This is a genomic window from Variovorax sp. V116 (assembly GCF_041154435.1).
Lineage (GTDB): Bacteria > Pseudomonadota > Gammaproteobacteria > Burkholderiales > Burkholderiaceae_C > Variovorax > Variovorax paradoxus.
This window is the reverse complement of sequence record NZ_AP028661.1, coordinates 2,384,625-2,406,485: the sequence shown is the minus strand read 5'-3', so window position 1 is coordinate 2,406,485 and position 21,861 is coordinate 2,384,625. Positions and strand designations below refer to the sequence as shown.

Sequence of the window (21,861 nt, the reverse complement as noted above, 5' to 3'; positions counted from 1 at the left end):
TTTTTCTTTCCCAAGACCGACGTTCATTCCCACCCTGTGAATCAGCCCACTCCCGCGATCGTTGCCCAGAGCGCCGTGCGCCGGCTGCCGCGCCTGGCACTGCTGCTGCTGTGCGCCGCCTACCTGCTGCCGGGCCTGGTGGGGCGCGGCCCCTGGAAAAGCGCCGACATCACCTCCTTCGGCTACATGGCCGAACTGGCGCGCAACACCGAAGGCATCTCCCGCTGGTTCGATCCCCTGCTGCTGGGCCTGCGCCCTGAAACGCCGGCGCTGCTTCCCTACTGGATCGGCGCCTGGGCCATCAAGATCGCGCCCTCCTGGGTGAACCCCGACCTGGCGGTGCGCATCGTCTTTGCGCTGCTGCTCTGGGGCACCTTCACCGCCACCTGGTACGCGGTCTACTACCTCGCGCGCACCTCGCGGGCCCAGCCGGTGGCGTTCGCCTTCGGCGGCGAGGCGCGGCCCACCGACTACGCCCGCGCCATTGCCGACGGCGGCCTGCTGGCGCTGATCGCCTGCCTGGGCCTCGCCCAGCTGGGCCATGAAACCACGCCGGCGCTGGCACAGCTGTATTTCGCGTCGCATCTGTTCTATGGCGTGGCGGCACTGCCCTACCGGCGCACCGGACCGGTCATCGCACTGCTGGTCGGCACCATCGGCATGACCCTGAGCGGCGGTCCCACGGTCGGCCTCGCGCTGGCGGTGGGCAGCGCGCTATTCATCGCCTACGAGCGGCGCACCGCCAGCGCCGATTCCGACGAAAGCCCCGGCTACACCCGCGGTGCGCTCGCCACGATGAGCGCGGTGGCGCTGGTGGCCGCGGCATTGGCGCTCGGGCTGGGCCTGCTGCAATGGAAGATCCAGCTGCCGGGCCATCATCCGAGCAGCACCTCGGTGCTGGGCGACGTGCGCAGCCAGGCCAAGCTGCTGGTGTGGTTCACCTGGCCGGTCTGGCCGCTCGCGATCTGGACGCTGTGGCGCTGGCGCCGCCAGCTCACCGCGCGCCATGTGGCGCTGCCGTTCTGGTTTGCGCTGGTGCCGCTGGCCGCGACCTGGACCACCGACTATTCCGACCGCTCGCTGCTGCTGGCGCTGCCCGCACTCGCGACGCTGGCCGCCTTTGCCCTGCCGACCTTCCGGCGCAGCGCGGCGGCGCTGATCGACTGGTTCAACGTGCTGTTCTTCAGCGGACTGGCCGTGCTCGGATGGATCTACTGGATCGCGATGCAGACCGGCGTGCCGACCAAGCCGGCCGCCAGCGTGGCACGGCTGGTGCCCGGGTTCGTGCCAGGGTTCTCGCCCACCGCATTCGCGCTGGCGCTGGCCGCCACCATCACCTGGTGCTGGGTGGTGCGCTGGCGCACCGGGCGCCACCGCGCGGCGCTCTGGAAAACGCTGGTGCTGCCGGCCGGCGGCACCGCTCTGTGCTGGATGCTGCTGATGACGCTGTGGCTGCCTCCGATCGACTACGCGCGCAGCTACGCGCCTCAGGTGCGGGCGGTGGCCGAGCGGGTCGGGCAGCCGAGCTGCATCGCCGAGCTTGCGCTGAGCCGCGCGCACATTGCGGCGCTGCGGCATCACGGCCAGTTCAACCTGCAGCCGCTGCTGCTCGGCACCGATTGCCCCTGGCTGCTGGTCAGCCCCGAAACCATCGAGCGGCTGCACACCATCATCCGCCTGGAGCACTGGCGTTTCAGCGGCACGCTGCGGCGGCCCAGTAGCGCGAGCGACGACCTGCTGCTCTACCAGAAGATTGCGCCCTAGCAAGTGAGCGGCGAACGAGGCCTGATTGCGCGGCACGCCGGCACGGTGCTGGTGGGCCAGCTGGCCGTGATGGCGTTCGGCGTGACCGACACCATCGTGGCCGGCCGCTATTCCGAGAACGCGCTGGCCGCGCTGTCGGTGGGCGCGGCCGTCTTCATCAGCGTGTTCGTCTCGCTGATGGGCGTGCTGCAGGCGCTGCTGCCGGTCTGGGCGGAGCTGCACGGCGCGGACCGCAGAAGCGAAGTCGGCCGCTCCGTGCGGCAGTCGCTCTACCTGGCTGCCATCGCGATTGCCGTCGGCATGGCCGTGCTGCTGCTGCCGGGCGCGGTGCTGCGCTGGACCCAGGTGCCGCCCGCGATGCGCGGCGAAGTGGAAACCTATCTGGGGGTGCTCGCCTTCGCATTGCCGCCGGCCCTGCTGTTCCGCCTGTTCAGCACCCTGAACCAGAGCCTGGGCAAGCCGCAGGTGGTGACCTGGCTCCAGCTGGGCTCGCTGTGCGTGAAGCTGCCGCTGTCGATCTGGTTCGCCTTCGGCGGCGCGGGCCTGCCGGCCATGGGCCTGGTGGGCTGCGCCTGGGCCACGCTGTGCGTGAACTGGGCCATGCTGGCCTGCGCCGTGTGGCTGCTGCGCAGCAGCGCCTTCTACCGCGACTACCGGCTCTGGGAACGCATCGAAGCGCCCGACTGGCGGCAGATCCGCCAGTTCGCGAGCCTGGGCATTCCCGGCGGCCTGGCCGTGCTGGTGGAAGTGACCTCGTTCACCCTGATGGCGCTGTTCATTGCGCGCCTGGGCACCGCCGCCGCCGCCGCGCACCAGATCGCCTCGAACCTGCTGGCGGTGGCCTACATGGTGCCGCTCTCGCTGGCCATTGCCACCAGCGCGCGCGTGAGCTTCTGGCTCGGCGCCGGAAAGGCCGCCAAGGCCCGCCGCGCCTGCCGCCTGGGCTTCGAGCTCACTGCCCTTTGCGCGCTGTTCTTCGCGGGCGCCATGGTGGCGCTGCGCTTCAGGCTGGCCCACGTGTATTCCGACAATCCGGCCGTCATCGCAGTGGCCGCGGCGCTGCTGCTGGTGGTGGCGGCCTATCACTTTGCCGATGCGCTGCAGACGCTGTGCGTGTTCGTGCTGCGCAGCTACCGCGTCACGCTGGTGCCGCTGGTGGTCTATTGCACGCTGCTCTGGGGAGTGGGCCTGGGCGGCAGCTACCTGCTGGCCTACCGCGGGCTGGGGCCCTGGCCCGCCATGCAGTCGCCGCTGGCGTTCTGGCTCATGAGCGCCGGAGCGCTCGCGCTCACGGCCTTGCTGTTCGGAGCGCTGCTGCGCTGGACGATGCGCCGCTCACTTCGCTAGCAGCCGCGCTTCCCGCACGCGGGTTGCCGGGAACACCAGCGCGAAACGCGAGCCCTTGCCCACCGTGCTCTGGATCCGCAGTTCGGCGCCATGCCGCTGCGCGATGTGCTTCACGATGGCCAGGCCCAGGCCGGTGCCACCGGTTTCGCGCGAGCGGCTGCGGTCGATGCGGTAGAAGCGTTCGGTCAGGCGCGGGATGTGCTCGGCAGCAATGCCGGGGCCGGTGTCGCGCACCGCGTATTCGCCGCGCCCGTCGGGCAGCAGCCGCCAGCTCACCGCGACCTCGCCGCCGCCGGGCGTGTAGCGGATGGCGTTGCTCAGCAGGTTCGACATGGCGCTTTGCAGCTCTGTCGGGGCGCCCGAGATTTCAGATTCGGCCTCGATCGCGAAGGAAAGGCGATGCCCCTGCGGCGCGAGCCGGCCCGACAGCCCCCGTCCCTCGTCTTCGCACTGGGCGAGCAGCGCACGGATGCGGATCCACTGGTTGCCCGATGGCGCCGCACTGCCCTCGAGCCGCGACAGCGTCAGCAGGTCGTTGACCAGGGTTTCCATGCGATGCGACTGCTGGCTCATGAGCGAGAGGTAGCGCGCGCGCTCGTCCGCATCGAGCGGCAGGTTCTGCAGCGTTTCCACAAAGCCCGCCAGCACGGTGAGCGGCGTGCGGATCTCGTGCGACACGTTGGCGACGAAGTCGCGCCGCATGGCTTCGGCCTGCTCGACCGCCGTGATGTCGCGCGTCAGCAGCATGCGGCGGTTGCCCGCATAGGGATGCACCTGCACCGACAGGCGCACCGGATGGCTGCGCTGGTGCCCCTGCCCGGGGCCTGAGGCATCGATGACCACATCGCGGCTGTAGTTCCACGAGGCCAGGTAGGCCACGAAGGCCGGGTCGCGGACCAGGTTCGCAAGATGCTGCAGCAGATCCCGCTCGGCATCGATGCCGAACTGGCCGGCTGCCGTCTGGTTGCACCACTCGATGCGGCCCTGCTCGTCGAGCAGGATCACGCCGTTGGGAGAGGCCTGGATGGCGGCCAGGAATTCCTGCAGGCGGTCTTCGGCCTGGCGGGTCTGCTGTTCGCGGTCGCGCAGCAGCTTGCGGATGCGCTCCGCGAGCTCGCCCCACACGCCGGCGCCGCGCGTCGGCAGGCCCGCCGCGTTGTTGCGAAGCACCTTGAGCAGGCGCTCGGCCCGCCAGGCGTCGAGCGCGAGCCACAGCACCGCGCCCAGCCAGGCGCCCAGCCATCCGAACTTCCAGCCGAAAATGGCTGCAGCGCCCACTCCCATTACGAGGGACGCTATTAGAAAAGTAGCAATACGGAAAGGCATGGCGGGCGATTATCCGCGCCCGCGGCCCGTGAAAGCAGCGGGGCTCAAACCGTGACTTGGGCCGTCAGGCGGTAACCCGCGCCGCGCACCGTCTCGACCATCGGCGAGGCGGCGCCCAGCGATTCGCGCAGGCGCTTGACGTGCACGTCGACCGTGCGTTCCTCGATGTAGACGTGGTCGCCCCAGACCTTGTCGAGCAGTTGCGCCCGGCTGTGCACGCGCTCGGCGTGCTGCATCAGGTAGGCCAGCAGCTTGAACTCGGTCGGCCCCACCTTGAGCGCATTGCCCTGCCAGGTGACGCGGTGCGTGGCGGTGTCGAGCGCGAGCTCGCCGATCTCCACGCGCTCGGTCACCACCTCGGGCGCGCGGCGGCGCAGCACGGCGCGGATGCGCGCGAGCATTTCCTGGGTGGAGAACGGCTTGGTGATGTAGTCGTCGGCGCCCGCATCGAGGCCGGCCACCTTGTCGGGCTCGTCGCCGCGCGCGGTGAGCATCAGGATCGGGATGGCCTTGGTGCGCGGGTCCTTGCGCCACTGGCGCGCGAGTTGCAGGCCGCTCTGTCCGGGCAGCATCCAGTCGAGCAGGATCAGGTCCGGCAGGAAGGCGTCGATCTCGCGTTGCGCTGCCGCGCCGTCTTCCGACCAGATCGGCTCGAAGCCGTTGTGGCGCAGGTTGACGGCGATCAGCTCGGCGATCGAGGACTCGTCTTCGACGATCAGGACTCGGGGTTTCTTCATGCTTTCTTTGGGAGACTTGCGCTCGCTCTGTTACTGCAGCGCCGATTCGATCTCTTGCATCGAAGTGTGCCGCACATCGGCGCCCTTGACGATGTAGATGATGAACTCGGCGATGTTCTTGGCGTGGTCGCCGATGCGTTCGATGGCCTTGGCCAGGAACAGCAGGTCGAGGCTGGCCGAGATCGTGCGCGGGTCTTCCATCATGTAGGTGACCAGCTTGCGCACGAAGCCGTCGAACTCCTTGTCGATCAGGTCGTCGTCCTTCAGGATCGACAGCGCCGCGGCCGTGTCCAGCCGAGCGAACGCGTCCAGCGCGGTACGCAGCAGGCCCGAGGCCAGGTCGGCCGCGATGCGCAGCTCGTTCGAGGGCAGCGCGCGGGCCGAGCCGCTCTCGATGATCGACTTGACCATGCGCGCGATCTTGTTGGCCTCGTCGCCCACGCGCTCCAGGTTGGCCGTGGTCTTGGAGATGGCGATCAAGAGGCGCAGGTCGCGCGCCGTCGGCTGGCGCCGCGCGATGATCGACGACAGCTCGCGGTCGATCTCGATCTCCATCGCATTGACGCGCGTCTCGGTTTCCATCACGCGGTCGGCAGCGTCGGGGTCGAACTGCAAGAGCGCATACACCGCCTGGTGGATCTGCGCCTCGACCATGCCGCCGAGCTCCATCACGCGCGACGAGACGCCGTTGAGTTCGCTGTCGAACTGGCTGGAGAGATGTTTTTCAGTCATGTGTGCCTCCTTGGCATCAGCCGAAACGGCCGGTAATGTAGTCCTCGGTCTCCTTGCGCTGCGGCTTGAAGAACATCTGTTCCGTCGCGCCGAACTCGATCAGGTCGCCCAGGTACATGTAGGCGGTGTAGTCGCTGCAGCGTGCAGCCTGCTGCATGTTGTGCGTCACGATGACCACGGTGTACTCGTTTTTCAGCTCGGCGATCAACTCTTCGATCTTTGCCGTGGAGATCGGGTCGAGCGCGGAGCAGGGTTCGTCGAGCAGCAGCACCTCGGGCTTGATGGCAATGCCGCGTGCAATGCACAGGCGCTGCTGCTGGCCGCCCGAGAGGCCCGAGCCGCTTTGCTGCAGCTTGTCGCGCACTTCGGTCCAGAGAGCGGCCTTCTTGAGCGCCCATTCCACGCGGTCGTCCATTTCGCTCGCGCTCAGGTTCTCGAACAGCTTCACGCCGAAGGCGATGTTGTCGTAGATCGACATCGGGAACGGCGTGGGCTTCTGGAACACCATGCCGACCTTGGCGCGGATCAGCGCCACGTCCTGCTTGGAGGTGAGCAGGTTCTCGCCGTCCAGCGCGATGGTGCCCTCGGCGCGCTGCTCGGGGTAGAGCTCGAACATGCGGTTGAAGGTGCGCAGCAGCGTCGACTTGCCGCAGCCCGACGGGCCGATGAAGGCCGTCACCTTGTTTTCGGGGATCTCGAGGTTGATGCCCTTGAGCGCATGGAACTTGCCATAGTAGAAGTTCAGGTCCTTGACCGAGATCTTCGAGCGCGACGGTTGTGCGGCGATGTTTGGCATGGTTGCTACTTCTTCTTGAATCAGAGTTTGTTGCGCGTGAGGACCCGCGCCAGGATGTTGAGGGCGAGCACGGCCACGGTGATCAGGAACACGCCGGCCCAGGCCAGCTGTTGCCAGTTCTCGTACGGGCTCATCGCGAACTTGAAGATCGTCACCGGCAGGCTGGCCATCGGCTGGCTGATGTCGGCGGTCCAGAACTGGTTGTTGAGCGCGGTGAAGAGCAGCGGCGCGGTTTCGCCCGCGATGCGCGCCACCGCCAGCAGCACGCCCGTGACCACGCCGGCGCGCGCCGCGCGCAGCGTGATGCTCAGGATGACCTTCCACTTGGGCGTGCCGAGCGCATAGGCCGCTTCGCGCAGCCCCGGCGGCACCAGCTGCAGCATGTTCTCGGTGGTGCGGATGACCACCGGGATCACGATCAGCGCGAGCGACAGCGCACCCGCCAGGCCCGAGAAGGTCTTGAAGTACGCCACCACCACCGCATAGATGAACAGGCCGATCACGATCGACGGCGCCGACAGCAGGATGTCGTTGACGAAGCGCGTCACCGACGACAGCCAGCCCTTGGGGTTGTACTCCGCCAGGTAGATGCCGGCCATGATGCCGATGGGCGTGCCCACGAAGGTGGCCAGCGCCACCATCACGAACGAGCCGAAGATCGCGTTGGCGATGCCGCCCGCCTCGTTCGGCGGCGGCGTCATCTCGGTGAAGGTGGCGAGCGCCAGGCCGCCCAGGCCCAGGCGCAGCGTTTCCCACAGGATCCAGACGAGCCAGAACACGCCGAACACCATCGCCGCGAGCGACAGCGTGAGCGCGATCTTGTTGACGCGGTTGCGCGCGGCAAACTTGGCCTGGCGCGTTTCGGCGAGCGCCTTCGCATTCAGCAGGTTTTGAGCGGTGCTCATGCCTTGGTCCCTTCGCTCTTCTTCATCTGGGCCAGCAGCACCTTCGACAGCGTCAGCACGACGAAGGTGATGAAGAACAGCACCAGGCCGAGGTACATCAGCGCGGCCTGGTGCAGGCCCGCGCCGGCCTCGGCGAATTCGTTGGCCAGTGCCGAGGTGATGCTGTTGGCCGCCTCGAACACGGAAAGCGAGTTGAGCTGGTTCATGTTGCCGATCACGAAGGTGACCGCCATCGTCTCGCCCAGCGCCCGGCCCAGGCCCAGCATGATGCCGCCGATCACGCCGGCCTTGGTGTAGGGCAGCACGACCTTCGACACCACTTCCCAGGTCGTGGAGCCCAGGCCGTAGGCCGACTCCTTGAGCAGCGGCGGCGTCACTTCGAACACGTCGCGCATCACCGAGGCGATGAACGGAATGATCATGATCGCGAGGATGATGCCGGCCGAGAGAATGCCGATGCCCACGGGCGGGCCGGACACCAGCGCGCCAAGGTACGGCACGCCGGCAAGCAGCTTCTGCAGCGGCTGCTGCACCCAGGTGGAAAGGATCGGCCCGAACACCAGCAGGCCCCACATGCCGTACACGATCGACGGCACGGCGGCGAGCAGTTCGATGGCCGTGCCCAGCGGACGCTTGAGCCAGCTGGGCGAGAGCTCGGTCAGGAACAGCGCAATGCCGAAGCTCACCGGCACCGCGATCACCAGCGCGATGACCGAGGTGGCCAGCGTGCCGTAGATCATGACCAGGCCGCCGTACTCGTTCTGCACCGGGTCCCAGACGCTGCTGGTCAGAAAGCCGAGGCCGTACTTCGAGATGGCGGGCCATGCGCCGGCAATCAGCGACAGCAGGATGCCGATCAGCATCGCGAGCGTGAGCAGCGCGGCGCCCTTGGCGGCCCAGCCGAACAGGCGGTCGGCCATGGGGCCCGAACGCGGTGCCTTGGCGGGCGGTGGTGCGGTGGCGCGGCCGCGTTCGGCCGCGAGGTCGAGCGTGGATGCGGAGGCAGGATAGGTGGATGACACGGGTCGCTCCGGCAATGACGAAAGCGGCGCATCCTCGAGCGAAGTGCTGCTCATGGGTGCGCCGTCCTGGGCTTGATGGGGTTGCTTACTTGAACGCGACCGGCTTGCCCGACGCGTCCTTCACTTCGCCCCATGCCTTGGCGATCGTGGCCTTCACGCCATCGGGCATCGGCACGTAGTCGAGGTCGTCGGCCGTCTTGTCGCCGCCCTTGTAGGCCCAGTCGAAGAACTTGAGCACCGTGGTGGCATTGGCGGGCTTGTCCTGCACCTTGTGCATCAGGATGAAGGTCGCGCCGGTGATGGGCCATGCGCCCTTGTCGGCCTGGTTGGTCAGCACCTGGTAGAAGCTCTTGTTCCAGTCGGCGGCGGCGGCGGCGGCCTTGAAGGCCGTGTCCTCGGGCGAGACGAAGTTGCCGGCCGCGTTCTGCAGCTGGGCGTAGGTCATCTTGTTCTGCTTGACGTAGGCGTACTCGACGTAGCCGATCGAGTTGGGCAGGCGGTTCACGAAGGCTGCGACGCCTTCGTTGCCCTTGCCGCCCGCGCCGGTGGGCCAGTTCACGGCCGTGCCTTCGCCGACCTTGGTCTTCCACTCGGCGTTGACCTTGCTCAGGTAGTTGGTGAACAGGAAGCTGGTGCCCGAGCCGTCGGCGCGGCGAACCGGTGCAATGGCGGCGTCAGGCAGGGCCAGCGAGCCGTTCAGCGCCTTGATGGCGGGGTCGTTCCACTTGGTGATCTTGCCCAGGTAGATGTCGCCCAGCACCTGGCCGTTGAGCTTCAGCTCGCCGGGCTTGATGCCGGGGATGTTCACCACGGGAATCACGCCGCCGATGACGGTGGGGAACTGCATCAGGCCCTTGGCCTGGAGTTCTTCGTCCTTCAGGGGCGCGTCGGACGCGCCGAAATCGACCGTCTTGGCTTCGATCTGCTTGAGGCCGGCACCCGAGCCGACCGACTGGTAGTTGATCTTGACGCCGGTGGCCTTGTTGAAATCGGAGGCCCACTTGGCATACAGCGGTGCCGGGAAGCTGGCGCCGGCGCCGGTCACGTCTTGTGCAAAGGCAGGAACTTGGGCAAACACCGCGGCCACGAGGCCGGCGGCTGCAAACTTGAAAGTCGTTTTCATGGAGGCTTCCTTTAGAAGTAAGAAGTAGTCCCTTTCGGGCTTGGAACGGACTCTAGAAAGCTTGTGTGACATCGGTGTGACACCCCGCTGTCGAGGGAAAATGCCGCCCTTTCCCCTGCGGCTCGTGTGACGCTGTCACACAACCGTCATTCGCCGCGCCTAGCCTTGCGAGCCTCGCCACCGGCGATCCGGAAGGCCGCGCGCCCGCCACGGCGCTACGATCGAAGCCACCCGCCTTCTTCCACGACAACTACATGCAAAACGGCACCCGCCTCGCCGCCGTCGATCTCGGCTCGAACAGCTTCAGGCTCGAGATCGGACAGGTCGACCACGGCCAGATCCACCGCACCGAGTACCTGAAGGAAACGGTGCGCCAGGGCAACGGCCTGGACAGCGCCCGCAATCTCACGGCCGAGGCCATGCAGCGGGGCTGGGACGCGCTCGCCCGTTTTGGCGAGCGGCTGGCCGGCTTCAAGCGCTCGCAGGTGCGCGCCGTCGCCACCCAGACACTGCGCGAGGCACGCAACCGCGAGGAATTCCTGCTGCGCGCGCGCACCATCCTGGGCTTCGGCATCGACGTGATCCCGGGCCGGGAGGAAGCCCGCCTGATCTACCAGGGCGTGGCGCACATGCTGCCGCACACCGACGCCTCCGACCGCGAGCGCCGCCTGGTGGTGGACATCGGCGGGCGCTCCACCGAAATGATCATCGGCCGCGCGCTCGACGCCGAGCTGATGGAGTCCTACCGCGTGGGCAGCGTCGCCTGGTCGATGAAGCACTTCGGGGAAGGCCTCTTCACCCAGGGCGCATTCCGCGCCGCCGAGGTGGCCGCCAAGGCGGTGCTGGACGACGCGCTGTCCAGCTACACCCGCGACCAGTGGGACGTGGCCTATGGCGCCTCCGGCACCATCGGCGCCGTGGGCGACGTGCTGGCCGCGGCGGGCGGCGAGCCAGGGCTCATCACCCGCGACGGCCTCGACTGGCTGGTCGACCGCCTCCTGAAGGCCGGCAGCACCGACAAGCTGCGCATCGACGGCATGCGCGAAGACCGCAAGCCGGTCATCGGCGGCGGCGTGAGCGTGCTGCGCGCGGTGTTCGACCTGCTCGACATCGAGGAGATGCGAGTCGCCCAGGGTGCGCTTCGCCACGGCGTGCTCTATGAACTGCTGGAGCGCGACGAGAGCGTGGCCGACATGCGCACGGCCACCGTGGCGCGGCTGGCGAGCCGGTTCGCGGTCGATGCGGCGCAGGCCAGGCGGGTGGGCGACACCGCGGCGGCCCTGTTCGTGCAGCTCACCCCGGCAGCGCGCGGCGGCAGCCCCGGCAGCCGCGCCGGGCGGGCGCTGCGCAAGCTCGGCTGGGCCGCGCAGCTGCACGAGATCGGCACGCTGGTCTCGCACAGCGACTATCACAAGCACGGCGCCTACATCCTCGACAACACCGACGCCCCGGGCTTTGCCGTCAACGAACTGCATGCGCTCGGCCAGCTGGTGCTGGGCCAGCGCGGGAAGCTGCGCAAGCTCGACGCCGCGCTCGACGACGAGACCTTCGTGACGCAGCTGCTGTCGCTGCGGCTGGCGGTGATCCTGTGCCATGCGCGCCGCGATCCCGATCCACAGGCGCTGCACCTTGCGGCGCTGGGCGCCAGGGCCTTCACGATTGCCTGCGCGCCCGACTGGGCCGAAGCCTATCCGCAGTCCGCGCACCTGCTGCGCGAGGAAGTGCTGGCCTGGCAGAAGACCAGCAGCTGGCGCGTGGAGCTCAGCGGGGCCTGAGCCGCCTCACTTCGGCCCACTTCGCCTCATTTCGGACTACTTCGCGTCGAGGCCGGCAGTGCGGGTGGCTTCCGCAGGAATCGCGCGCGGCTGGTCGCCCCCGAACATGCCGGCGTAGGCGGGCTGCACGATGCGGTCCAGCCCCTGCTTCAGCCCCTCGTGGGCCATCGCGGTGTCCTTGAGCAGGCCGTCGTAGCTGAAATAGGTGGGCTCGGTCACGTCGGCGGTATGCGCCGTCTGGTGCACGACGGACTGCCGCTCGTCCCTGAGCAGCTGCTCCACCGAAATGAAGGGCTTGAAGCTCGAGGTTGCATCGGCCGCGCCGTACGCCGTGGTGATCCGCAGGATCAAGGTGCTGTAGCCGGGCGTGGGCTGGAGCTCCGGCACCTTCATCTCGCCGGCCGGTCCGGTGGCGCGCATGAAGGGCGTCAGCTTCACTTCGCGGCCGCTTTCGCGCAGGCGCGCCGCCAGGCGCTCCGCGAACTGCCTGTTGAGCGTCATGGCCGCGCCGCTGTTCCTGACGGCCGCCGTGAACTCCTTGCTGCGCTGGTCGGTGCGGGCGGCCATGGTCATCCGGCTGTTGGTGTCGATGCTGAGGGCGAGCAGCGCGCCGATGGGCCCCAGGAGCAGCCCGGCAAATCCGGTGAGCCCCGAGCCGCCGCCATCCGTGACGATCAGCTGGTCTTCCTCGTTGTAGATGAGTTCGACCTTTGCGGCCGACCGGGTGGCTTCCTGGCGCGCCAGCAGCGTGGGTTTGGACGCATCGGCCGCACACCCCGCCAGGAGGGCGGTGGCGACGATCAGGGAGGTCAGCTTCTGCAACGACATGCCCGCGTCCAGGCGCAGCAGGTCCATGAAGCTTCTTGGCAGCGGGTTGGGCAGTTTCATGCGTGTTCCCCAGTGGTTTGGCCGATGTGAACCACTGTAGGAATCGCGCCGCCCGCGCACATGAGCGGTGCGCACTTTTTGCCGGGAGACAAGCGCCCCGCCACCCCTGCGCGCGGCCATGACAAAGCGCCTGCCCGCGGCCTCTGGCTGCGGCTAGCAGGGCCGCTTCACTTGGCGAGGAGGCTGGCGGTCCGGGTGGTGTCCGAACTGGCGAGGCGCGGCGGCGCGTCTTCGCCGAACATGCCGGCGTAGGCAGGCTGGACGATCCGGGCAAGGCCTTGCCGCAGGCCGTCCTGCGCCCTGGCCGTGTCCTGCAGCAGGCCGTCGTAGGCCAGGTAGGCCGGCTCCTCCAGGTCGGAGGTGTGGGTGGTCTGGTGAAGAACGGCCTGCTGTTCGTCCTGCAGCGACTGCTCGATCGCCACGAAGGGCTTGAAGCTCGACGTCATGTCGGGAGCCCCGTAGGTCGTGGTGACCCGCACGAGCAAGGTGCTGTAGCCCGGGGTGGGTTCGAAGCCGGGCGCCTTCATCTGGGCGAGCTCGCCGTCCATGCGCGCGGCGGGTGTCAGCTTCACTTCGCGGCCGCCGGACCGCAGGCGCGCCGCCAGCTGCTCCGCGAACTGCCTGTTGAGCGGCATCGCCCCGCTGCTTTTCACGGCGGCCGTGAACTCCTTGCTGCGCCGCTCGGTGCGGCTGGCCAGCGTCACCCGGGTGCCGACCTCCACGCCAAGGGCCACCAGCGTGCCGACAGGCCCGAAGATCCCGGCCCAGCCCACGATCGCCGAGCCACCGCCATCCATCACGGACAGCTGGTCCTGCTCGTTGTAGACGAGTTCGATCCTGGTGATCGAGCGGGTGGCATCGCGGCGAGCCTGCGGCGCGGGTTCGGGTGGGCTCGTGGCGCAGCCGGCCAGCAGAGCTGCAGAGATCAGCAGCGAAACAAGCGTCTTCATGGGGGCGGATGTAAGTTAAAGATGCAATTTGTGTCTAAATGCATCTCACGCAATCATTGTGCCTACATGGCACTGCCGCGCCCCACCGAATTCGTCAATTAGTTTACAGATTCGGGCAAATTTTCAGCCCCTGGATCCTTCAGCTCAGAGGAGCTCGGGCGACTGCACCGTCACCACGACGGTCTGCACGTCGCCATCGCGTTCACGCGTGCGAATCCACCAGAGCGAACCCTTGCGCACCGGGCAGCTGTCCTGCTTCAGGCCAAGAAGCAGCGAAATCGCCTGCCCCACCGAAGGCTGGTGCCCGACCATCAACACCACCGACTTGCCGTTGGGCCAGCCGGCCGCAGCCAGCATGGCCTCGGCGGTGGTGTCTGGGGCGAGTTCAGCACGCAGCTTGTACTTGCGGCCGAGCGCAAGCGCGGTCTGCTCGCAGCGCCGCGCGGGGCTGCAGATGATGCGCGTGCCGTCGGGCAGCTGCCGGTCGAGCCAGCTGGCCATGCGCTTGGCCTGCTTCTCGCCGCGCGCGGTCAGGGAACGCTGCAGGTCGTCGCAGCCCTCGGTCCAGTCCTCGGCTTCGGCATGGCGCCAGAAGATCAAGTCCATGGTTGTCGTCTTTCGGTCGTCAGTTGCTGGGTGCATCGGCGTGATGGCCTCGCGATGCATACCGGTTCATGAGTGCCGCCTGTGCGCCGTGCGCCTCGACGGCGCGCGACGCGCCCGCCTCGCCGGCGTGGGTGTCGTGGTCGACGCGCGTGTAGATGCCGTCGCCGCCCAGGTCCCAAGCGTCGCGGCCGTCGTGCAGGTAGGCAACCAGGCATTCGTCGATCAGGCGCTGGCGCAGGCCGGGGTCGGTCACCGGCCAGGCCAGCTCGATGCGCCGCATCATGTTGCGGTTCATCCAGTCGGCGCTCGACAGGTAGAGCGACTCGTCCTCGCCATTGCGGAAGTAGAAAACGCGCGAGTGCTCGAGAAAACGCCCGATCACCGAACGCACGCGGATGTTGTCGGTCAGGCCCGGCACCTGCGCGGGCAGCGTGCAGGCGCCGCGCACGATGAGGTCGATCTTCACGCCGTTCTGGCCGGCGCGCATCAGCGCGGCCACCAGGGCGTCGTCGGTCAGCGCATTCATCTTGGCGACGATGCGGGTCGGCTCGCCGGTGGCCGCGGCCAGGCTGAGCGCGTCGATCTGCGCAATGAGGTTCTTGTGCAGGTCGAACGGCGCGAGCCACATGCGGTTGAGCTTGGGCAGCCGGCTCTGGCTTGCCAGGTGCACGAACACGGCCTCCATGTCGGCCGTGAGCAGCGGATCGGCCGTCAGGTGGCTGATGTCGGTGTAGAGCCTGGCGGTGCGCGGGTTGTAGTTGCCGGTGGAAAGATGGCCGTAGCGGCGCATCTGCTTGCCCTCGCGGCGCGTCACCAGCAGCATCTTGGCGTGCGTCTTCAGGCCCACCACGCCATACACCACCTGCGCGCCGATCGACTCGAGCATTTCGGCCCAGTTGATGTTGGCCTCTTCGTCGAAGCGGGCCTTGAGCTCCACCACCACCGTCACTTCCTTGCCGCGGCGCACGGCCTCGCGCAGCAGGTCCATCAGCTCGGAATCGGTGCCCGTGCGGTAGATGGTCTGCTTGATGGCCAGCACCTGCGGGTCCAGCACAGCCTCGCGCAGGAACGCGAGCACGCCGTCGAAGCTCTCGAAGGGCTGGTGGATCAGCACGTCGCCGTGCTGCAGCCGCTCGAAGAACGACTGCGCCGGCGACAGCGTGACCGGGTAGGAGGCCGAGTACGGCGGAAACAGCAGCTGCGGCTCCTCCAGCAGGTCGATCAGCTGGGTCAGCCGGGCCAGGTTGACGGGGCCGTGCACGCGGTAGAGCGCCTGCGGCGGCAGGTTGAATTGCGCCAGCAGGAAGCTCGCGAGCGACTCCGCGCAGCTGGCCGACACCTCGAGCCGCACGGCCTGCCCGTAGTGCCGGTGCTGCAGCCCCTGGCGCAATGCGGTGCGCAGGTTCTTGACGTCTTCCTCGTCGACCGCCAGGTCGGAATGCCGCGTGACGCGGAACTGCGAGAAATCGCCCACCTCGCGCCCCGGGAACATGCTCGACAGATGGGCGCGCACCACGCTCGACAGCGCCACGAACAGCGTCTTGCCGTCCGACACCTTGGCCGGCATGCGGATCACGCGCGGCAGCACGCGCGGCACCTTCACGATCTGGATCGGGTTCTCGCGCCCGAAGGCGTCCTTGCCGCCGAGCCGCACGATGAAATTGAGCGACTTGTTGGCCACCTGCGGAAACGGGTGCGCCGGGTCCAGCCCGACCGGGATCAGCAGCGGGCGCACTTCGCGCTCGAAATATTCGCTGACCCACTTGCGCTGCGCCGGATTGCGTTCACCGTGCGAAATGATGTGGATGCCGTGCTTTGCGAAGGTCGGCATCAGCTCGTCGTTGTAGAGCGCGTACTGGCGCGCCACCAGCGCATGGGCGGCCTCGGCCAGGCGCTCGAACGATTCGATCGTGTAGGCGCCCTTCTGGTCGCCGGCGCTGCTGGCAATCAGGTGCGGCGCGGCGCGCACCTCGAAGAATTCATCGAGGTTCGATGAAACGATGCAGAGGTAGCGAAGGCGCTCGACCAGCGGCACTTCAGGCCTGCGGGCCCAGTCGAGCACGCGCTCGTTGAACGACAGGATGCTGTGATCGCGGTCGAGCAGCGTGAGGGCCGTTGCCGCGACCGCGGGCGTGCGGTCAGCGGGAGCAGGTTGCATGGGCACTGATTCTGGGGCAAGCGGCACGGGAGCACATGTAGGCTGAAATATGACAGTGTCGCCCTCGTTTGTGACGTTTTCGTGACCGCCGTGTGACGCCTGCGGGCCACCCTTGGGCAGCCCCGTGCCGGGCGAAGAGGCGGACGGCCCGGCATCGGGCCGGGCGGCCGCTGGCTTCATGCGCCCAGAAAGTGCTTGCGGTAGCGCGGCGGCAGGTCGTCGATGCGCATCAGCATCGGCAGGTCCGCCGTGTTGAAGTCCGGGTCCCAGGCCGGCGCGCCCAGCACCTTGGCACCCAAGCGCAGGTAGCCCTTGATGAGCGCGGGCGGCTCGACGTCGAGCGCGCCGTCGAGCCGTTCCACCGGCAGCGGCAGGCGCGGCTGCACCTGGTACTGGATCGGCGCCATGTGGCTGGCCGACAGCTGCCGCCAGATGCTGGCCGCCGCATCGCCGCTGGTCACGCCGTTGTGCGACATCGGAATGCTCGCGCAGCCGATCATGGTGTCGAGCTTGTTGCGGTGCATGAAGCCCGCAAGAGCTCCCCACAGCGCGAGGATCACGCCGCCCTGGCGGTGGTCGGGATGCACGCAGCTGCGGCCCAGCTCGACCATGCGCTCGCGCAGGTCGCGCAGCCGGGTCAGGTCGAATTCGGTGTCGCTGTAGGTGCTGCCCACGCGCCGGGCCTGGGCCGGCGTGAGCACGCGGTAGGTGCCGATCACCTGCCCGGTCCGTTCCTCGCGCACCAGCAGGTGCTCGCAGAAGTCGTCGAACAAATCGATGTCGTGGCCGGCCAGCGGCGTGCTCACGCGGGCGCCCATTTCGCCGACGAACACCTCGTGGCGCAGGCGCTGTGCTGCGCGCACGTCGTCCAGGTGGCGGGCCCAGCTCACGGTGATGCCTTGCCTGGCATCGACGATGGCCGGCGGCGCGAGCACGGCAGCGGGCGCCGATGCGGGCGTGGCCGCAGGGACGGGCCACAGGGCGGCGCGCAGGCCGAGCTGCGACAGCGGGAACGTCGGGTTGGGCAGTTCTTTCATGGAGACCCTTTCTGCTGAAGGAGTCTCTGCACCCGCGGTGAAACGGGTATGTCAGCGCCATTGCAGTTGCATGACGGTGTTACCGCGTGTTTTGAGGCTTCCTGGATGTCTAATGCGGTGGGTCGCGACATGGAGTTTTCTCAAATGGCCACAGCCGCAAGCAGCAATTTCGACAACCGCCTCCACCAGACCTTTCCCGTCCTGAGCGATACCGAAATCGCGCGCATCGCGCACTTCGGCACCGTGCAGCGCTTCGCCCGCGGGGAGCGGCTGTTCACCGCCGGCGAAACGGGCCCCGGCATGTTCGTTCTGCTCAAGGGCGTGGTGGCGGTCACGCAGCGCGACGGGCTCGGGCACGTGGTGCCCATCGTGCGCCAGGGCCCGGGCGAGTTCCTTGCCGAAGTCGGCCAACTGAGCGGCCGCCCTGCCCTGGTCGACGGCCATGCCGAGGAAGAAGTGGAAGCGCTGATCGTGCCGCCCGCGCAGCTGCGCGCGCTGCTGGTGGCCGAGGCCGACCTTGGCGAGCGCATCACCCGCGCGCTGATCCTGCGGCGCGTGGCGCTGATCGAATCCGGCGCCAGCGGGCCGGTGCTGATCGGCCGGCCGGAATCGCCCGACATGGCGCGGCTGGAGAACTTCCTGCGCCGCAACGGGCATCCCTACCACCTGGTCGACGCGGCCGAAGACCCGGGCGCCGCCGCGCTGCTGGAACAGTACGGCACCTGCAAGCTGCTGGCCGTGTGCCCCGACGGCTCGGTGCTGGTCAACCCCGCCGAAGACGCGCTGGCCCGCTGCCTGGGCATGGTCGATACCGCGGAGCACAACGAGCTGTTCGACGTGGCGGTGGTCGGCGCCGGCCCTGCCGGCCTCGCCACCGCGGTGTATGCCGCCTCCGAAGGGCTGCGCGTGATCGTGCTCGACTGCCGCGCCTTCGGCGGGCAGGCCGGCGCGAGTGCGCGCATCGAGAACTACCTGGGCTTTCCCACCGGCATCTCGGGCCAGGCGCTCGCGGGCCGGGCCTTCGTGCAGGCCCAGAAGTTCGGTGTCGAGATGCTGATCCCGGCCAAGGTGACGTCGCTCGATTGCTCGCGCGACAACCCCATGGACGCGCTGCGCATCGCACTGGCCGATGGCCGCACCATCAACGCGCGCACGGTGGTGATTGCCAGCGGCGCACGCTACCGGCGGCCCGACGTGCCGAGGCTGTCCGAGTTCGAGGGCCGCGGCATCTGGTACTGGGCCTCGGCCATCGAGGCCAAGCTCTGCGCGCAGCAGGAGGTTGCGCTGGTCGGCGGCGGCAACTCGGCCGGACAGGCCGCGGTGTTCCTGTCGCGCCATGCGGCCAAGGTCAACGTGCTGGTGCGCGGCCCGTCGCTCGCGGCCAGCATGTCGCGCTACCTGATCGACCGCATCGAGGCCACGCCCAACATCGAACTGCATCCGCATACCCAGCTGGTGAAGCTCAACGGCGATTCCGGCGAAGGACTGACCGGTGCAACCTGGCGCTGCCAGACCACGGGCAACGAGCACGACTGCGATGCGCGCAACATCTTCCTCTTCGTGGGCGCCGAGCCCGAGACCAGCTGGCTCGACGGCTGCGGCGTCTCGGTCGACAAGCATGGCTTCGTGCTGACGGGCGATGCGGCCAGCAGCGGCTTTCCGGCCCGACCCTCCACTGCGCTGGAATCCAGCGTGCAGGGCGTCTTTGCCGTGGGCGACGTGCGCTCGGGTTCGGTCAAGCGCGTGGGCGGTGCCATCGGCGAAGGCGCGGCCGTGGTCGCGCTGATCCACCAGCACCTGTCGTCCAACTCGGCCGTTGCATGACCGCGCTGCGCCCGTAATTCCCGGCGCTGCACACGTGCGGATGGCCGCGTATATGCTGCCTGCCTCGCATCACGACCAACCCCAACAACGGAGAGCCCGCGACATGCCTGCATCGCCCATCGAGGTCTATTCCTGGCCCACGCCCAACGGCCACAAGATTCACATCATGCTGGAGGAGTGCGGCCTGCCGTACAACGCCCGCCCGATCAACATCGGCAAGGGCGACCAGTTCGCGCCCGAGTTCCTGCAGATCAGTCCCAACAACAAGATCCCCGCCATCACCGACCCCGATGGTCCGGACGGCAAGCCGATCTCGCTCTTCGAATCGGGCGCCATCCTCGTCTACCTGGCCGGCAAGACCGGCCAGCTGCTGCCCAGGACCGACCGCGAGCGCTACGACGTGCTGCAGTGGCTCATGTTCCAGATGGGCGGCGTCGGCCCCATGCTCGGCCAGGCGCATCACTTCCGCATGTATGCCCCCGAAAAGATCGGCTACGCCATCGAGCGCTACAGCAACGAAGCCAAGCGCCTCTACGGCGTGATCGACAAGCAGCTGTCGAAGAACAGGTTCATTGCCGGCAAGACCTATTCGATTGCCGACATCGCGATCTTCCCGTGGCTGCGCAGCTGGGAAAACCAGGGCATCACGCTCACCGACTACCCGCACCTGAAGGCATGGTTCGACGGCATTGCCGCGCGCCCCGCCGTGCAGCGCGGCGTGAAAGTGCTGGCCGACCTGCGCCAGCCGATCACCGGCGACAAGGAGCGCGAGATCCTTTTCGGCAAGACCCAATACGCGAAGCGCTGAGGGCGCAGTTATTCGGGCTAGAATAGAAGGCTTGTCGGGGTGTAGCGCAGCCTGGTAGCGCATCTGGTTTGGGACCAGAGGGTCGAAGGTTCGAATCCTTTCGCCCCGACCAAGAAAAATACGAATGCCTGCAATGACTCACGTTGTTGCAGGCATCTTGTTTTTCGGCCGCGGCAAAAACAAAGCCTGCGGTGAATTCCTCGCGTACAGTCGATTCAACATCATCACTGACCGGGGTTGGCGTGTCCTACTACGAACTGAAGATTGGCAACCAGACTGGCCTGGTCCAGGTCACGCAGGACCTCGTCTCGCACACTGCCACGCTGTACTGGATGCCCCGCCGCCGCCCCTTGCGCGCCACGGAAGAGATCAATTCCACGCCGCTGGCACAGCACCAGACCTACGGGCCCTCGGAAGCGCAGACGCTCGATCTGCTGCGCGCATGGGCCGCCCAGAACTTCGAGCCGGTCGGCGATTTCGTCCAGATCTGAGCGCCCTCCGGCACGCCGGGCTCCAGGGTGGATGTGGGTAGAATCCGGGGCTCCGTTCGGCCCGGAATCTGCCCGTAGCTCAGTTGGATAGAGCACCTGCCTTCTAAGCAGGTTGTCGGGGGTTCGATCCCCTCCGGGCAGGCCAATTTCCAGTTTCAAGTAGCTCAGAACCATCCTGAAACCCGCTCTCCTTCGAGGAGAAGCGGGTTTTTCTTTGTGCCACGACAGATCGGGGCATAGCATGTCTTGTCGGTACTTTGTCGGTACTTCTGCAGGTATCTGCCCGGCTGCCAAAGCCAGGTACCGACAGCAAGGAGAAAAATCCAATGCTGACAGACACTTTCGTGAGGCAAGTGAAGCACAAGGGCAGTGAGATCGGCGAGCGCTACGCGGATGGTGGCGGCATGTATCTGCGCGTCAAGGCCGCTGGCAAGTACTGGCGCATGGACTACCGGTTCAACGGCAAGGCGAAGACGCTGGCTTTGGGCGTCTACCCCGCGGTCTCGCTCGCGAAGGCACGGCAGCGGCGCGACAAGGCCCGCGAGCTGCTTGCCGACAACGTCGATCCCGGCCTCGCGAAGCGCGCGGAGAAACTGTCCCGGGCGGTGGAAGCGGCGAACACCTTCGAGGCGTTGGCGCGGGAATTCCACGCCACCAAGGCCAGCAGTTGGAGTGCGTCCTATTCGGAGCGCTGGATGCGCATCATGGACAAGGACCTGTTCCCCTACATCGGCAAGCTGCCGATCGCCACGATCCAGGCCAAGGATCTTCTGCACGCGCTCAAGCGCGCCGAAAGCCGAGGCGTCATCGAGACGGCCCACACCTTGCGCCAGTGCGCCGGACAGGTGTTCCGCTACGGTGTGCAGACAGGCCGTTGCGCGAGCAATCCGGCGCCCGACCTACACGGGGCGCTCCGACCGGTGATCACCAAGAGCATGGCCGCCGTTCTGGAGCCGCAGAAGGTCGGAGAACTGATGCGCGCCATCTACGGCTACAGCGGACAGCCGATCACCCGCGCCGCCCTCCTCCTGTCCGCCCTGCTCTTCCAGCGCCCCGGCAACATCCGTGCGATGGAATGGGCCTGGATCGACCTCGACAAGGCGATGCTGACCATCCCGGCGCAGGACATGAAGCGCAGGCTCCATGAAAAGCGCAACGGCCGTCCCCACTTCGTGCCGCTGGCGAAGCAGGCACTGCAGACACTGGAGGAAATTGCGCCATTGACCGGCCATGGCCGATACGTGTTCCCCAGCATCCGCACGGGAGAGCGCCCCATGAGCGAAAACACCGTGAACGCGGCGTTGCGAAGGCTGGGATACACCAACGACGAGATGACCGCCCATGGCTTTCGGGCAATGGCCCGCACGGTCATGGCGGAGCAATTGCACGGCATTTCGCCCGACGTCATCGAGGCACAGCTTGCCCATGGCAAGAGCGGGCCGCTGGGTGCGGCCTACGACCGCGCGGAGTTCATGGACAAGCGCAAGGACATGATGCAGCGCTGGGCAGACTATCTGTATCAGGTTGCTATGCGGTAATCTTGACAGCGTTCCGCAACACCCTTGGATATCG

At 67.4% G+C, this 21,861-nt stretch carries 19 protein-coding genes and 2 tRNA genes; 9 read left to right on the top strand and 12 right to left on the bottom strand.

Going from position 1 to position 21,861, the window contains the following annotated elements; all coding sequences use genetic code 11:
• The first annotated feature begins 36 nt into the window (after positions 1-36).
• Together ACAM58_RS11395 and ACAM58_RS11390 are read left to right on the top strand one after the other, a co-directional pair.
• The gene (locus ACAM58_RS11395; protein ID WP_018906130.1) at positions 37-1,764 is read left to right on the top strand and encodes a membrane protein; all 1,728 of its coding nucleotides are present in this window, start codon (positions 37-39) and stop codon (positions 1,762-1,764) included.
• Between the two features lie 3 nt (positions 1,765-1,767).
• The gene (locus ACAM58_RS11390; RefSeq protein WP_018906131.1) at positions 1,768-3,111 is read left to right on the top strand and encodes an MATE family efflux transporter; all 1,344 of its coding nucleotides are present in this window, start codon (positions 1,768-1,770) and stop codon (positions 3,109-3,111) included.
• Here ACAM58_RS11390 and phoR read toward each other — a convergent pair.
• Genes phoR through pstS form a run of 7 tightly spaced genes read right to left on the bottom strand, consistent with a single transcriptional unit; the run spans position 3,100 to position 9,752 of the window.
• Positions 3,100-4,437: a phosphate regulon sensor histidine kinase PhoR gene (gene phoR, locus ACAM58_RS11385; protein WP_080642539.1), complete on the bottom strand. Its 1,338-nt coding sequence runs from the start codon at positions 4,435-4,437 to the stop codon at positions 3,100-3,102. The two genes, ACAM58_RS11390 and phoR, sit on opposite strands and share 12 nt — an antisense overlap.
• A gap of 44 nt (positions 4,438-4,481) precedes the next feature.
• Positions 4,482-5,174, bottom strand: a complete 693-nt coding sequence (phoB, locus tag ACAM58_RS11380) for a phosphate regulon transcriptional regulator PhoB (protein WP_012747427.1) — start codon at positions 5,172-5,174, stop codon at positions 4,482-4,484.
• Between the two features lie 30 nt (positions 5,175-5,204).
• Complete coding sequence (phoU, locus tag ACAM58_RS11375; RefSeq protein WP_012747426.1) at positions 5,205-5,906, bottom strand: phosphate signaling complex protein PhoU; 702 nt, start codon at positions 5,904-5,906, stop codon at positions 5,205-5,207.
• A gap of 16 nt (positions 5,907-5,922) precedes the next feature.
• Positions 5,923-6,702 carry a phosphate ABC transporter ATP-binding protein PstB gene (gene pstB / locus ACAM58_RS11370; protein WP_012747425.1) on the bottom strand — a complete coding sequence of 260 codons (780 nt, stop codon included), beginning with the start codon at positions 6,700-6,702 and terminating at the stop codon, positions 5,923-5,925.
• Positions 6,703-6,722: 20 nt separating this feature from the next.
• Positions 6,723-7,607, bottom strand: a complete 885-nt coding sequence (pstA, locus tag ACAM58_RS11365) for a phosphate ABC transporter permease PstA (RefSeq protein ID WP_018906133.1) — start codon at positions 7,605-7,607, stop codon at positions 6,723-6,725.
• Positions 7,604-8,683, bottom strand: coding sequence for a phosphate ABC transporter permease subunit PstC (gene pstC, locus ACAM58_RS11360; RefSeq protein ID WP_012747423.1), 1,080 nt, complete (start codon positions 8,681-8,683; stop codon positions 7,604-7,606). Before pstC ends, pstA begins: the two co-directional genes overlap by 4 nt.
• Before the next feature lie 31 nt (positions 8,684-8,714).
• Entirely contained in the window at positions 8,715-9,752 is a 1,038-nt protein-coding gene (gene pstS / locus ACAM58_RS11355; RefSeq protein ID WP_012747422.1) for a phosphate ABC transporter substrate-binding protein PstS, read from the bottom strand.
• Between the two features lie 254 nt (positions 9,753-10,006).
• On the opposite strand from pstS, the gene ACAM58_RS11350 reads away from it, so the two are divergent.
• Positions 10,007-11,527: a Ppx/GppA phosphatase family protein gene (locus ACAM58_RS11350; RefSeq protein ID WP_018906134.1), complete on the top strand. Its 1,521-nt coding sequence runs from the start codon at positions 10,007-10,009 to the stop codon at positions 11,525-11,527.
• Between the two features lie 36 nt (positions 11,528-11,563).
• On the opposite strand, the gene ACAM58_RS11345 is transcribed toward ACAM58_RS11350, so the two are convergent.
• The 5 genes from ACAM58_RS11345 to ACAM58_RS11325 all read right to left on the bottom strand — a co-directional run bounded on the left by ACAM58_RS11345 (position 11,564) and on the right by ACAM58_RS11325 (position 17,166).
• Complete coding sequence (locus tag ACAM58_RS11345) at positions 11,564-12,415, bottom strand: hypothetical protein (protein WP_012747420.1); 852 nt, start codon at positions 12,413-12,415, stop codon at positions 11,564-11,566.
• A 167-nt stretch (positions 12,416-12,582) separates the two neighbouring features.
• Complete coding sequence (locus tag ACAM58_RS11340) at positions 12,583-13,365, bottom strand: hypothetical protein (RefSeq protein ID WP_018906135.1); 783 nt, start codon at positions 13,363-13,365, stop codon at positions 12,583-12,585.
• Between the two features lie 144 nt (positions 13,366-13,509).
• On the bottom strand, positions 13,510-13,971 hold the full coding sequence (locus ACAM58_RS11335) for a histidine phosphatase family protein (protein WP_018906136.1): 462 nt from the start codon (positions 13,969-13,971) through the stop codon (positions 13,510-13,512).
• Between the two features lie 19 nt (positions 13,972-13,990).
• Positions 13,991-16,129, bottom strand: a complete 2,139-nt coding sequence (gene ppk1 / locus ACAM58_RS11330; protein WP_230537906.1) for a polyphosphate kinase 1 — start codon at positions 16,127-16,129, stop codon at positions 13,991-13,993.
• A gap of 176 nt (positions 16,130-16,305) precedes the next feature.
• Positions 16,306-17,166, bottom strand: a complete 861-nt coding sequence (locus ACAM58_RS11325; RefSeq protein WP_018906138.1) for a GNAT family N-acetyltransferase — start codon at positions 17,164-17,166, stop codon at positions 16,306-16,308.
• A 144-nt stretch (positions 17,167-17,310) separates the two neighbouring features.
• On the opposite strand from ACAM58_RS11325, the gene ACAM58_RS11320 reads away from it, so the two are divergent.
• The 6 genes from ACAM58_RS11320 (at position 17,311) to ACAM58_RS11295 (ending at position 21,827) form a co-directional block, all read left to right on the top strand.
• Positions 17,311-18,990 (top strand): FAD-dependent oxidoreductase, encoded by a 1,680-nt coding sequence (locus tag ACAM58_RS11320; protein ID WP_230537907.1) that lies wholly within the window; start codon positions 17,311-17,313, stop codon positions 18,988-18,990.
• Positions 18,991-19,093: 103 nt separating this feature from the next.
• Complete coding sequence (locus ACAM58_RS11315) at positions 19,094-19,798, top strand: glutathione binding-like protein (RefSeq protein WP_018906140.1); 705 nt, start codon at positions 19,094-19,096, stop codon at positions 19,796-19,798.
• A 35-nt stretch (positions 19,799-19,833) separates the two neighbouring features.
• Positions 19,834-19,910, top strand: a tRNA-Pro gene (locus ACAM58_RS11310).
• A gap of 130 nt (positions 19,911-20,040) precedes the next feature.
• Positions 20,041-20,289, top strand: a complete 249-nt coding sequence (locus ACAM58_RS11305) for a hypothetical protein (protein ID WP_018906141.1) — start codon at positions 20,041-20,043, stop codon at positions 20,287-20,289.
• A 68-nt stretch (positions 20,290-20,357) separates the two neighbouring features.
• A tRNA-Arg gene (locus ACAM58_RS11300) sits at positions 20,358-20,434 on the top strand.
• Between the two features lie 181 nt (positions 20,435-20,615).
• Positions 20,616-21,827: an integrase arm-type DNA-binding domain-containing protein gene (locus tag ACAM58_RS11295; protein ID WP_012747413.1), complete on the top strand. Its 1,212-nt coding sequence runs from the start codon at positions 20,616-20,618 to the stop codon at positions 21,825-21,827.
• The last annotated feature ends 34 nt before the right edge of the window (positions 21,828-21,861 follow it).